The 12,687-nt window shown below is 68.8% G+C and carries 14 protein-coding genes; 10 read left to right on the top strand and 4 right to left on the bottom strand.

Annotation, left to right across the window (positions count from 1 at the left end):
• The first annotated feature begins 259 nt into the window (after nt 1-259).
• Both A5757_RS17115 and A5757_RS17110 read left to right on the top strand, forming a co-directional pair.
• Nucleotides 260-787, top strand: coding sequence for a hypothetical protein (locus tag A5757_RS17115; RefSeq protein WP_066836260.1), 528 nt, complete (start codon nt 260-262; stop codon nt 785-787).
• Nucleotides 788-922: 135 nt separating this feature from the next.
• Entirely contained in the window at nt 923-2,323 is a 1,401-nt protein-coding gene (locus A5757_RS17110; RefSeq protein WP_231984030.1) for a PepSY domain-containing protein, read from the top strand.
• Here the strand turns inward: A5757_RS17110 and A5757_RS23465 are convergent.
• Nucleotides 2,310-2,909 carry a VOC family protein gene (locus tag A5757_RS23465; protein ID WP_082929524.1) on the bottom strand — a complete coding sequence of 200 codons (600 nt, stop codon included), beginning with the start codon at nt 2,907-2,909 and terminating at the stop codon, nt 2,310-2,312. The two genes, A5757_RS17110 and A5757_RS23465, sit on opposite strands and share 14 nt — an antisense overlap.
• 93 nt (nt 2,910-3,002) lie before the next feature.
• On the opposite strand from A5757_RS23465, the gene A5757_RS17100 reads away from it, so the two are divergent.
• Entirely contained in the window at nt 3,003-3,476 is a 474-nt protein-coding gene (locus tag A5757_RS17100; protein ID WP_066836254.1) for a hypothetical protein, read from the top strand.
• Nucleotides 3,477-3,575: 99 nt separating this feature from the next.
• Complete coding sequence (locus A5757_RS17095; RefSeq protein WP_369815965.1) at nt 3,576-4,814, top strand: hypothetical protein; 1,239 nt, start codon at nt 3,576-3,578, stop codon at nt 4,812-4,814.
• Nucleotides 4,815-4,823: 9 nt separating this feature from the next.
• On the opposite strand, the gene A5757_RS17090 is transcribed toward A5757_RS17095, so the two are convergent.
• Nucleotides 4,824-5,057, bottom strand: a complete 234-nt coding sequence (locus A5757_RS17090; protein WP_066836250.1) for a hypothetical protein — start codon at nt 5,055-5,057, stop codon at nt 4,824-4,826.
• A gap of 112 nt (nt 5,058-5,169) precedes the next feature.
• Here A5757_RS17090 and A5757_RS17085 point away from each other — a divergent pair, with 112 nt between their 5' ends.
• Entirely contained in the window at nt 5,170-5,814 is a 645-nt protein-coding gene (locus A5757_RS17085) for a hypothetical protein (protein WP_197497366.1), read from the top strand.
• 5 nt (nt 5,815-5,819) lie between these two features.
• On the opposite strand, the gene A5757_RS17080 is transcribed toward A5757_RS17085, so the two are convergent.
• A complete protein-coding gene (locus tag A5757_RS17080) occupies nt 5,820-6,914 on the bottom strand; it encodes an NADH:flavin oxidoreductase (protein ID WP_066836248.1) in 1,095 nt (364 codons plus the stop codon).
• A gap of 125 nt (nt 6,915-7,039) precedes the next feature.
• Here A5757_RS17080 and A5757_RS17075 point away from each other — a divergent pair, with 125 nt between their 5' ends.
• The 5 genes from A5757_RS17075 (at nt 7,040) to A5757_RS17055 (ending at nt 12,072) form a co-directional block, all read left to right on the top strand.
• Nucleotides 7,040-7,909: a family 16 glycosylhydrolase gene (locus A5757_RS17075; RefSeq protein ID WP_066836247.1), complete on the top strand. Its 870-nt coding sequence runs from the start codon at nt 7,040-7,042 to the stop codon at nt 7,907-7,909.
• An 84-nt stretch (nt 7,910-7,993) separates the two neighbouring features.
• Entirely contained in the window at nt 7,994-8,677 is a 684-nt protein-coding gene (locus A5757_RS17070) for a TetR/AcrR family transcriptional regulator (protein ID WP_066836246.1), read from the top strand.
• Complete coding sequence (locus A5757_RS17065) at nt 8,674-9,612, top strand: R2-like ligand-binding oxidase (protein WP_066836243.1); 939 nt, start codon at nt 8,674-8,676, stop codon at nt 9,610-9,612. Before A5757_RS17070 ends, A5757_RS17065 begins: the two co-directional genes overlap by 4 nt.
• Nucleotides 9,613-9,870: 258 nt before the next feature.
• Nucleotides 9,871-11,175 (top strand): diiron oxygenase, encoded by a 1,305-nt coding sequence (locus A5757_RS17060; RefSeq protein ID WP_066836242.1) that lies wholly within the window; start codon nt 9,871-9,873, stop codon nt 11,173-11,175.
• Between the two features lie 48 nt (nt 11,176-11,223).
• Complete coding sequence (locus tag A5757_RS17055; RefSeq protein WP_066836240.1) at nt 11,224-12,072, top strand: class I SAM-dependent methyltransferase; 849 nt, start codon at nt 11,224-11,226, stop codon at nt 12,070-12,072.
• Between the two features lie 248 nt (nt 12,073-12,320).
• Here the strand turns inward: A5757_RS17055 and A5757_RS24045 are convergent, their stop codons facing one another.
• On the bottom strand, nt 12,321-12,662 hold the full coding sequence (locus A5757_RS24045; RefSeq protein WP_369815964.1) for an ATP-binding cassette domain-containing protein: 342 nt from the start codon (nt 12,660-12,662) through the stop codon (nt 12,321-12,323).
• Nucleotides 12,663-12,687 lie beyond the last annotated feature (25 nt).

The raw sequence follows: 12,687 nt of genomic DNA, 5'->3' as shown, positions 1-12,687 counted from the left end.
AGATGTGTATAAGAGACAGCTACTACGGTGCCGACCTACACCACGACGACGAATCCGTTGACGACGACGTACGTCACCGTGCCGTTCCTGCCGGTGCCGATCCCGATCCAGGTGCCCAACCGCTGAGTGTGCGTTCGTGGCGCCGAGTGTGCGCACAGGGCGGGCCGGCGGCGGAATTCCCGCCGACGTTTCACACTCGGCGCCCAGAGTGCACACTCGCGCTCCGCAGGCGATTGGGTCGGGCGGTAGTGTCCCGCAGATGAGCACAGCCGCGGTTCGCGCGGGCGCACTCTGCGGCGCCCTCGTCGGCCTGTGCTCGGCACTGCTGACCGCTGCCGCGCACACCGCGGTCGCGGGCACCATGCCGTCCGGCGCAGCCGCGGCGCTGGTGCTTCTGATCAGCGGTTCACTCGGCGCCGTCAGCGGAGCCGCCGCGATGAACGGATTCCGGTCGCGCGCCGGATCCCTGGCCGCGGCGCTCGTCGCGGGTCAGGTGCTCGGCCACATCGCCCTGTCGCTCGCCCACGGCGGGCACGATCTACTGCCGTCGGCGACGATGTTCGCCGCGCACACCGTCGCCGCCGTCGCGCTCGGCCTGCTGATCAGCCTGGTGACGCACCTCTACGTCGTCTGTGCGTCGGTCCTGTGCTGGCTGTCGCTGTTCCTCGTGCACCGCGGTCGCCCTGTCGCGCGACCGGTTCGTGCGACGAGAGCCGTTGTCGTACGGCCTGTTCTGTTCCATTCCGGATGGGGGATGCGGGCGCCGCCTCGCCTGGCGCTGTCCTGACCGCACAGCCGGTCGACCTCGCACTGCACCGATAGCGGCGTTCGCCGCGGTCGGAGCGCTGTCCTGCACGGCGTCGATACGCCACCCCCTCTGCGGCCGTTGGGCCGCACCCTTCTCGACCGAACAGGCCCCTCCGTGACCCTTCCCGAAAACACCCTCGACCGACCACCACACCTGCCGCGCCACAGCTGGCGTCCGCTCATCATGCGTCTGCACTTCTACGCCGGTGTGCTCGTCGCACCGTTCATCCTGGTGGCCGCGATCACCGGCGGCCTCTACGCGCTGGCGCCCACCGTCGAACGGATCTACTACGGCGACATCCTGTCCGTCGACACCACCGGCCCGGCCCTTCCGCTGTCCGATCAGGTGGGCGCCGCCCGCACCGCGTTCCCCGAGCTGGCGGTGCACAGCCTTCGGCCCGCGGCGACGGACCGCGAATCGACCCGCGTCTACTTCGCCGACCCGTCGCTGGATCCGGAGCTGCTGCGCGCGGTGTTCGTCGACCCGCACAGCGGCCGGGTGCTCGGCGACGAGGCGACCTGGCTCGGCTATCTCCCCCTGAGTACCTGGCTCGACGGGTTGCACCGCCATCTGAACCTCGGTGAACCCGGCCGGATCTACAGCGAGGTGGCGGCGTCGTGGCTGTGGGTGGTCGCGCTCGGCGGCGCCTACCTGTGGTGGGTGAAGAGCGTGCGGGACCGCCGTCGGAAGCGGTCGACGCGCATCCTCACCGTCGACCGCTCGATGACGGGACGATCCCGAACCCTGAACTGGCACGGTGCGTCCGGGGTCTGGTTGCTGGCGGCCCTGCTGTTCCTGTCCGCCACCGGGATCACCTGGTCGACGTACGCGGGGGCCCACGTCACCGATCTCCGCAGCGCCCTGAATTGGCAACGGCCGCAACTGGACACCGCGCTGGCCGGTGGCGAGCACGCGGGTCACGACGCGGCGACGACCGGCCACGAGCACCACGGCGCACCGGCGATCGACTACGACAGGGCGCTCGCCGCGGCGGCCGGGGCGGGCGTGCACCTGCCGCTGGAGCTCACGCTGCCCGCCGAGCCGGGGGAGACCCTGAGCGTGACCGAGATCGACAAGCCCTACCGGTGGACCACCGACGCGGCCACCGTCGACCCCGTCGACTACACCGTCACCGGGCAGATCGACTACTGGCGGGACTACTCGGTGATCGCGAAACTCGCCGACTGGGGCATCCGCGGCCACATGGGGATGCTGTTCGGGTTGCTCAACCAGTTGCTGCTGCTCGTCGTCGCGGTGGGCCTGGTGACCGTCATCGTCCGGGGCTACCTCATGTGGTGGCAGCGCCGGCCGACGCGGGGGTCGGCGTGGGCGTTGGGCAGGGCGCCGATTCGTGGCGCGATCCGGCGACTGCACCCCGCGGCGGCCGCGGGCATCATCGGCGCCGCGGTCGCGGTCGGATGGTTCCTGCCGCTGCTGGGCCTCACCCTCGTGGGGTTCGTGGTGGTCGACGCGGTCGTCGGGGCGGTCGCGGCGCGACGATTCACTCCGCGGTGATCTCGTTGCCCTCCGGATCGGTGGGGGCGACCGGCCCCTGGACGCGGAGGCGCACCCGGTTCGGTCCGGCCGTGGCGGTCGGGACGCGGATGAACTCGACGAAGTAGGCGCCGTCCTGGCGCAGTGAGGCGACCACGTCCCCTGCGCGGGCGATCTCCAGGCCGGTGGCGCCCGACCAGAACCGAGCCTGCGCGGCCGGGTCGAGCGCGTCGATCACCACGGCGGCCACCGGGCCGAGGCCCAGATATTCGTCCCGTGGTTCGAGCACGCAGAATTCGTTGCCCTCCGGATCGGCGAGCACCACCCACGGCACATCGCGTTGCCCGACGTCCACCGGGACAGCCCCGAGTCCACGGGCGCGGTCGACGATCTCGATCTGGTGCCCGGCTGACGTGGACGCGAGGTCGAGGTGCAGCCGGTTCTTGGCCGATTTCGGGTGCGCCGCGGCGACGAAGCGCAGGGTGCCTGGGCCCAGTTCCACAGCGGATTCACCGGCCGGCGGCGATTCGAGCAGTCTCGACCAGAACAGCTGCTGCGCCGCGGTGTCCAGGGCGTCGATGTCGACGCCGTGCAGCCGGTTCGTCACCACGCCACTGTATTGCTGTAGCGCTGGGCGGGATTGCTGTCGCGCTGGGGGGACTGCTGTAGCGCTGGGCGGGCGCCGAGCGAAGAACCGGATATGACGCGACGAATCCTCTGTGCCCTCGCCGGTGCGGCGGTGCTGGCGTCGGCCGCGCCCGCGGTGGGCCACGCGCAACCGGCTCCGCCGGACCCGGGTGTCCCGTGCGATGCGGCGGTCGACGGTGCACTGACGCTCCTGCCGGATTACACCCCGGTGCGGTGCGGCGACGGCCGCTGGTCGGTGCTGGACACCCCATATCCGACCGGTGACCGCTGGTTGTCGACGGACGCCGGGCTCACGCTGCACGGCCAGGGCAGGCGCAACCCCGAGATGATGTCCGGGCCGTGGACGGCGTATCCGCAGGGTCCCGACACCCGCTGTCACGCCGACCAGGTGGCCGTCGTCCGGGCCGGTGAGGTGGGCCCACCGCAGGTCGCGGAGGGCGCACCGGGGCAGCCGCTGCACTTCGCCGTCGTGCCGGTGATGTTCTCGATCGACCTGAGCGGCCACTGTCTGTGGCAGGCGGGCTGAGCACCGGGCCGGCTTGAGTATCGAATCGGCGACGGTATGGTCAGTTCGAACTGACCAACGGAGCGGGATCGACTAGTGGACCTTGTACTCGGCCTTTCGGTGACATCGAGAGCGATTCGTTTCGTGCTCGTCGAGGGCGCTGACGGTGACGGCGCCACGATGGACAGCGGCGCGCTAGACCTCACCTCCTCCGGCGAATCCGCCATGAAGTCGCTGGTGGAGGCCGTGCTGGGGCAGGGTCCGTACGCGGCCGTGCCCGGAGTGCGGCCGATCGCGGTGGGTGTCACCTGGTCGCCCGCCGCAGCGGCCGCCGCCACCACCCTGCTGGACGTGATGACCGACAAGGGCGTCGACAACGTCGTCGCACTGTCGTCCGCCGAGGCGGCCGCAGCGCTGGCCACCGGGGTTTCCGACCTCGCCGGGCAGGACGAGATCGCCGTCTGCCTCGTCGAACCGGATCTCGCCCTGACGGCCGTCGTCACCGCCGACAGCGTCGTCGTCGACCCGATCTCCGGAACCGATCCGGGCGCGGTCGCGCGTGGACTGCAACTGACGCTGGACTCCACCGGCGCCCGTCCCGAGGCGCTCTACGTGCTCGGGTCGGCCGACCACCTCCCGCTGGTGGTGTCGGCGTTGGGCCGGCCGGATGTGATCTCGGCCGCCGAGGCCGACCTCGCGCTCGCTCGTGGCGCGGCGCTGGCGTCGGCCCGTGGCTTCGCCGGTGTGGACGCCCGGCTCGCGATGGCCGCCGGCGACGACAGCCCGCGACGCTCGTGGCTGACGTGGCGGGTGCCCGCGCTGACGTCGGTACTCGCGGCCGCCGTCGTGACCTTCGTCGTCTCGCTGTCGGTCGCGCTGAGTATGCAGCTGACGTCCGAGCCGTCGGATTCCGCACAGACCGAGCAGCTGGCCGCGTCGGGCCAGATGGCCAAGGAACCGGCCGCCGCGCCCGCACCGCGTCCCGCTGCGCCGCCGCCACCGCCGCCGGCCGCGCCGCCGCCACCTCCGGAGGTCGTGCCGGCACCCCAGCCCGAGATCGCGCCGGTCAGCGAACCGGTCGCGGAGGCGGCTGCGCCGGCACCCCCGCCGGTGTACATCGCGCCGCCCGAGCCGGTCTATGTTCCGCCGGCACCGGCGCCTGAGTACGTCGCGCCCGCGCCGGCTCCGGTGTACGTCCCGCCCGCACCGCCGGCCTACGTGCCGCCCGCACCCGCGGCCCTTCCGCCGCAGGCCGGCTACGTGCCGCCGGTCGCGCCCCAGCCCCGGTTGCGGGACCGCATCATCGAACGTCTTCCCATCATCAACCGGTTCCACGAACCGCAGTACACGACGCCCTAGATCCGGAGATCAGACCCGGTCCCGGCGTTCATCCCGGTCGCGGTCGCGGCGACGCAGCGCGACGCTCGACGCGGCGGTGAGCAGCGCAACGACCAGGATCATCGAGGCGATCACCAGTCCAGCGCTGCCGAAGGCCGGTTCGTAGCCGAGGATCTGCGCGCGCCCGTAGGAGACCCACCCGATCAGGACTGCTTTCACGAGGAGGATGGCCGAGACGATGCTCAGCGCGGTGGCTGGGCGCATACCTCCAGAGTAGGTGGCCCGCACGGTGTCCCGGGGGGCGCTGAGGGCCGGTCCGTGATGACTTCGTGACCTCGCCGTGACATTAGGGTCTTTCTAATCGTAAAGTGCTTGCGTGGGTCGGCACTCAAAGGTCAGCGACCGACGGAGGTCGTCGCTGTTGATGATCGCGTTCGCGACGCCCGCCGCGGCGGCTCTCACCCTCGGCGCGGACGTCAATCCAGCCGCCGGCGACGCCAAGCCCGTCGTCGGGCCCTCACCGGACTGTTGCGGTGCGGTGCTGGCCGCGGCGCCCCCGGTGATCGCCGACATCGACGTCGTACCGGGACAGATGCAGTCGATCTCGAACTGGCGCGCGTCCAGAGCCCAGGCGCGGCAGGCGCTGCCGGAGGGCCGTGCCCCCGAGAGCGGTCTGCAGGTGCGGACGATCTTCACCGCCCGGGCGGTGAGCGCGGTGTTCCCCGAGATCCAGAACATCGGCGGCGTGCGGTCCGACTCTCTGCGGTGGCATCCCAACGGGCTCGCGCTGGACGTGATGATCCCCGATCCCGGCAGCGACTCGGGCATCGCGCTCGGCAATCAGATCGTGGCCTATGTGCTGAAAAACGCCGAACGGTTCGGCATCCAGGACGCGATCTGGCGCGGCGTCTACTACACGCCGAGTGGTCCGCAGGGTTTCGCGGCCGGCCATTACGACCACGTCCACATCACCACCACCGGCGGCGGATACCCGACCGGTGAGGAGATCTACTTCCGCTGACGCACTCAGGCGAGCGCCGACAGCGCCACCTCGGGGTCGTAGCCCGCGAACCTGTCGAGCTCACCGCTGCGCAGCCGGTTCACCCAGGCGGGGTCGGCGAGCAGGGCCCGGCCGATGGCGACGATGTCGAACTCGCCTGCGTCGAACTGCTCCACCAGGCGATCGACCGGTGCCGGCTGGATCACCTGCCCCCGCTTCTCGCTGCGGAACTGCGTCTCCAACCCCACCGACCCGACCGTGACGACGGGACGTCCGCTGACCTTCCGGGTCCAGCCGGCCAAGCTCATAGCGCTGTCGTGGTCCGGGAAGGCGGGCAGGTAATGCCGGCGCGTCGACGGATGGAAGATGTCGACCCCCGCCTCGGCCAACGGCGTCAACAGTTCCTGCAACTGGGTGGGATCGTCGGCGATCGACGCGGTGTAGTCGGTGCCCTTCCACTGCGAGAACCGGAAGATGATCGGAAAGTCCGGACCGACGGCGGCGCGCACGGCGGCGATTACCTCGGCCGGGAACCGGGTCCGGGCCGCGAGCGATCCGCCGTAGCCGTCGGTGCGGAGATTGGTCCGCTCCCAGAAGAATTCGTCGAGCAGGTACCCGTGCGCGCCGTGCAGCTCGACGGCGTCGAACCCGATGTCTCGCGCGGTGGCAGCGCTTCGGGCATACAGGTCCGCGACCTGGGCTAGCTCTTCGGTGGCGAGCGCCCGGCCACGCGGATTGCCGAGACCGTCGACACCGGACGGACCGACGGGCACCACCCCGTCGGCGTCGTCGCGCTGCACGCCCTGATGCCAGAGTTGGGCGGCGATGGTGCCGCCCTCGCGGTGCACCGCGTCCACCACGCGGGTCCATCCGGCCAGCACGTCGTCACCCGCCAGCGTCGGGATGGAGAAGGGGTAGGCGGCTGCCGGGTCCGGCAGCCGCACGCCTTCGGTGATGATCAGACCGACCCCCCCGGCGGCACGCCGGCGGTAGTACTCCGCGACGTCGGCGCCGGGCACCCCGCCGGGCGAGGCCTGTCGCGTCATCGGCGCCATCGCGAAGCGGTTGGGCGCGGTCCAGGAGCCGACGGTGAACGGGGTGAACAGGTCGCTGATCGCCATGGATCAATTCAACACGTCATCACCGACGACGATTCCGTCGCGGTTCGGTCCGGGCCGAGGCCTCCGATGCGCGCGTTGGCGCCCAAAACCGTTCCCCCTCCGTTTACGGTTTGAGGGTGCCAAGCATGGATCGCCGCAGTGCAATGTTGATCTTGGGATTCGGGGCGGCCGCCGCCGCACTCCCGCAGTCCGTCGCCCACGCCCAGCCGCCGATCGGCGATGCGCCCCCCGGACCCGCCGGGCCGGGCGGGCCCCCGACGGCCGCGCAGCCCGGAACTGGCCTGTTGTTCGCCGACGAGTTCAACGGCCCGGCGGGATCCCCTCCGGACCCGGCGTCCTGGTTCATCGTCCCGGCCCGCGAGACGATCCGGAATCCGCACGAATGGGACAAGCCGTTCAACATGGGCCGGTATGTCACCGACCAGGAACACGTCTTCCAGGACGGCAACGGGAACCTCGTCATCCGCGCCACTCGCGGACCCGGCACGACGATCCAGGAGAAATACGCCAGCGCGAAGATCATCGGCAATTGGCGCGGTGGGGTGGGGACGACGTGGGAAGCGCGCCTCAAACTCAACTGCCTGACCGACGGCGCCTGGCCGGCGTTCTGGTTGATCAATGACAGCCCGGTGCGTGGCGGCGAGGTCGACCTCGTCGAGTGGTACGGCAACCGGGACTGGCCGTCGGGCACCACGGTGCATGCGCGGCTGGACGGCACCCAGTTCCAGACCCACAAGCATCCGGTCGACGGAGACTGGCACACCTGGCGGATGACCTGGAAGCCGGAGGGCATGTACTTCTGGAAGGACTACCAGCCCGGCATGGAACCGTTCTTCACGGTGCTGGCCAATTCTCTGCCCGAGTGGCCGTTCAACGATCCGGGCTACACCATGGCGCCGGTGTTCAACATCGCCGTCGGTGGCTCCGGCGGTCGGGAACCCGCGGGCGGCACGTATCCCGCGGAGATGCTCGTCGACTGGATCCGCGTCTTCTGAAAACCCCGAAAGCTCCTTGACTGTGCTCTGCGTCACAGTAATATGACCACTGGTCATATCCGGGTGCAGCAGTGAGGAGCGGCCATGCCGACGGTGACGTGGGCCCGCCTCGACGGGAGTCGCCGCAACGCCGTGCTGGCCGCCGCCGAGGCTGAGTTCGCCGCCCACGGATTCTCGGCGGGCAGTCTCAACGTCATCGCGCGCCGCGCGGGCGTCGCCAAAGGCAGCCTGTTCCAGTACTTCGCCGACAAGCGCGATCTGTACGCCTACGTCACCGACCAGGCCAGTCAACGGGTCCGGGTCTACATGGAGAAGCAGATCGATGCGCTCGACGCGCGCCGGCCGTTCTTCGTGTTCCTGACCGACCTGCTCGACGCGTGGGTGGCGTACTTCGCCGACAATCCGCGCGAGCGCGCGCTGCACGCGGCGGCCAGCTTCGAGGTGGACACCGATGCGCGGGTCGGCGTCCGCGCGGTGGTGCACCGGCACTATCTCGACGTGCTGCGCCCGCTGGTGCGCGAGGCGCAACGTCGCGGCGACCTGCGCGCCGACGCCGACACCGAGATGCTGCTGGCGCTATTGCTGATGATCCTGCCGCACCTGGCGCTGGCGCCCTACGTCCGCGGCCTGGATCCGCTCCTCGGGCTGGACGAACCGTCCCCCGAACAGCCCGCGCTCGCGGTACGCCGCTTCGTCGCCGTGCTCGAGGCGTCCTTTTCATCCTCGTTTCAGCCCACCGCAGTACCGACCTCAGGAGGCCACTCATGAACAGAAACCGATCGGACTCCCTGGCCGCCGGTGGCCTCAACTGGGAGAGCCTGCCGCTCAAGTTGTTTGCCGGCGGCAATGCCAAGTTCTGGAATCCGGCCGACATCGACTTCACCCGCGACCGCGAAGACTGGGAGTCGTTGTCGGAGCTCGAGCGTGAGTGGGCCACCCGGTTGTGCGCCCAGTTCATCGCCGGCGAGGAGGCCGTCACCCAGGACATCCAGCCCTTCATGGCGGCGATGCGAGCCGAGGGCCGGCTGGGCGACGAGATGTATCTGACGCAGTTCGCGTTCGAGGAGGCCAAACACACGCAGGTGTTCCGGATGTGGCTCGACGCCGTGGGGATGACCGACGATCTGCAGTGCTTCCTCGACGATCTACCGGCCTATCGGCAGATGTTCTACGAGGAACTGCCTGCCTCGCTCGACGCGCTGGCCACCGATCCGTCACCGGCTGCGCAGGTGCGGGCGTCGGTGACGTACAACCACGTCATCGAAGGCATGATGGCATTGACGGGTTACTATGCGTGGCAACGGATCTGCGTCGACCGCGGCATCCTGCCGGGGATGCAGGAGCTGGTCCGGCGCATCGGTGACGACGAGCGACGGCACATGGCCTGGGGGACGTTCACCTGCCGGCGCCATGTCGCCGCCGACGACGGCAACTGGGCCGTATTCGAATCCCGGATGAATGAGCTGATCCCGCTGGCGCTGAAGAACACCGAAGACGGATTCGGCCTCTATGAGGAGGTTCCGTTCGGGCTGCAGATCGATGAGTTCCAGCAGTACGCCGCCGACAAGGGGATGCGCCGGTTCGGCACCATCAGCAGCGCGCGGGGCCGACCGCTCGCCGAGATCGACGTCGACTCGTCGCCGCTACACCTGGAGGACAGTTTCGCCGCCGAAGACAGGAACGCACTGGCGACCTCGGCGTGAGCTGACAGACCCAACGCATCGACATTTCAGCTACCTCGGAACCCGGGCGCACCGCGGAGTATCAGCGGCACATTCGCGGTTGCTGTGCGGTACGGCAACATTCGGGTGCTCTCATCACACCTTGACAGGTGGGCCGATGCGATCGGACCTTTACACATCGTTATTGAACTGATTCTCACGGCATCCCGGGTAGATGGCCACCAAAGCCGTACATGCTGTTACGGTCACCCCAATCGCGCTTAAGAACCAGGTGGGGTGATGACGGCAGTCGACGATGTGGGCGGCTCGCCCGCGGACTCCTATTTCGACCGGGTGGAAGCGCTTTCCCGCGCGACGACCCGCCTGCGTTTCGATCCGTATGTCGATATCGATTGGGACGCGCCGGAAAACGCGCTGGACCGCAATGATCCGCGATGGCAACTGGATCCGGAGACGAATCCGCTTGCCGCAACGGAATGGTATGCGGAACAGCCGTTGCAGCGACGGATCGACATGGGCCGCTGGGTCACCGCGAACACCCTCAAGACCACCATCCAGTTCGAGATGATGCTGATCCGCGGAGTGATCCACTACTCCGGGAAACTGGCCAACGGTTCGCCGGTGTTCCGCTACCTGCTGCACGAACTCATCGACGAGTGCAACCACATCCAGATGTTCCAGGAGTTCGTCAACCGCACCGGCGAGGATGTCCCCGGTATGCGGCGCGGCTCCCGCATCTTCGGCCCGATCCTCGGCTTCCTCGGCGGCTACGTCAGCATCCTGCACTTCATCGCTATTCTCTGCGGCGAGCAGCCCCTGCACTATCAGCAGACGCTGCAGCACCGTGGTGCTGCGAACGTGCCTCCGCTGTTGAACAAGATCACCTACATCCACCTGGCGGAGGAAGCCCGTCACATCACCTTCGCCGACGACCATCTGGCCGAGGAGATGCGAAAGGCGGGCTGGTTCAAACGGTTCTCCTGTGCGATCGGCTTCCCGATCCTCCTCCGGTGGCTGGTGGGAGAGTCGGTCGGAGCGCCCCGCGCCTTCGCGCGCGAATTCGGCGTTCCGCGCGCGGTGTTCAAATCGGCGTACTGGCGCAGTGCCGAATCGCGCCGGATGATGGCCGAATCGGCCGCCGACTGCCGGCGGGTCGCCGAGGACCTCGGGCTGCGTACCGGGTGGACGCGCTGGATATGGCGACTGCTGGGCATCGACGGACGCCTGCCGCGTTACCGCGGCGAACCGGATCGCAGCGCTGCGGTCACCCGCGTGGCGGGGCTGTCGATGGTGCGGTGGGGCCGCATTGCCGCCACGCTGGCGGTGGCCGGGGTCGCGCTGGTCGTGGCACCGGACGGACCGCGGATCATCGCCGCGGCTGCGATCGGGGCCGGATTGTGGGCGCTGTACCACGTGGTTCGTGAGCGCATCGGCGGCATCGTCGGGAACCAGGGCTTCGAATGGGCGCGGTTCTTCGTGTGGGTGGCGGTGTGCGTGGCGATGATTCCGATCGGCGGTCTGATCGGACTTGCGCTGGTGGTGTTGATGATTCTCTCGCTGGCAGATTTCCTGCCGACGATGTGATCGGCCTGCCGGTCACGAACAACCCTTCTCAAGTGTTAGGTTCCGCACATGGCTGAGCTCCCGTATTTCGACCTCCTGATCGACGAGCGACAGGACGGTGGCGAAACCGGCCAGCTCTGGGAACGTCAGGTGCACTGGGGGTACTGGGAGGACCCCAGATCCGCCGAGGGCACCCGTGCGGACTACATCGCGGCCATGGAGCAGATGAACTCGGTTCTGTTGGAGGCCGGCCGGGTCGCCGACGGGCAGCGCCTGCTCGACGTCGGATGCGGTTTCGGCGGCACCATCCAGCAGATCAACGCCACCCATTCCGGAATGCACCTCACCGGCCTCAACATCGACCCGCGTCAGCTTGCTGCGGCCGAGGCGCAGACCCGTGCGGCCAACGGCAACCAGATCGACTGGACCGAGGGTGACGCGTGCGAACTGCCCTTTGCGGACAACTCCTTCGACCGCGTGCTGGCCGTCGAATGCATCTTCCACTTCCCGTCCCGGGAGCGTTTCATCGCCGAGGCGGCGCGGGTGCTCAAACCCGGCGGCTACCTCGCGGTATCGGATTTCGTGCCCGCCGTGGCCTGGTTCGGCAAGACGCCCATCTGGGTGGCGGTGCGGGGGCGGATCGCGAAGTCCTACGGCACGCTCGGCACGGTTCCGCTGCGCTCCTACCGCAGGATGGGCAAGCGGGCCGGCTTGCGGTTGGAGGCCAACCGCAACATTCGCCGCAACACGATGCCGACCTATCCGTTCCTGATCGGATTCTTCCGCGAACAGGGGTCCGCGGATGCGCAGGAGACGATGATCGTCGGCACGCGCTGGATGAAATGGCTGTCCAAACTCGGCCTGATTCAGTACCGGGTGTACACATTCCACAAGCCGGCTGAAGACGCCACCGACTAGCTGAGGTCGACGCCGGCCAACAGATCCTGCACGGTCGTACCGGGGCCGAGTCGGGAATCGGCACCGCTGACAGCAGGCTGTTGATGTACGGGTGAATCGTCCTGTCATACAACGCATCCCCCGAGGCGGCCCCACGACCTTGCCGAGGTACATCACCGCACCCGGTCGGACACGTGCCGCACGACGCCGAGGTCGTGGGACAGTTTGAACTCGTCCTGCAGGTCCGCCGTCGGCCAGACCGTGCAACCTCATCGGATCGCCGATGATCTGGCCGACGCGCCTGCGTGGATGTGGCGCCGGACGGGGCGCAATTCACGCCGAGACCTGCCCACGAGCTCGTCTCCGGCGAGGCGCACCGAACCCGATGTCGGCGTGAGTAATTGGAGAATCAGTCGGCACAGCGTCGATTTCCCGCAGCCGGATTCGCCCACCAACCCCAGCGTTTCGCCCTCGTGGAGCCGCAGACTCACGCCGTCGACGGCGCACACCCGGGCGATCTCGCGATCTGCCACTTCGGCGACCACCCCGAGGTCGCGGGTGGTCAGCACGACCGCGAGATTGGTTTCGGCGTTGAGCTTTCGATCAGCCACAGGATCTGTGCCTGCACGGTGACGT

This window comes from Mycobacterium sp. 852013-51886_SCH5428379 (genome assembly GCF_001665575.1).
GTDB lineage: Bacteria > Actinomycetota > Actinomycetes > Mycobacteriales > Mycobacteriaceae > Mycobacterium.
This window is presented reverse-complemented; position numbering and strand designations above follow the sequence as displayed.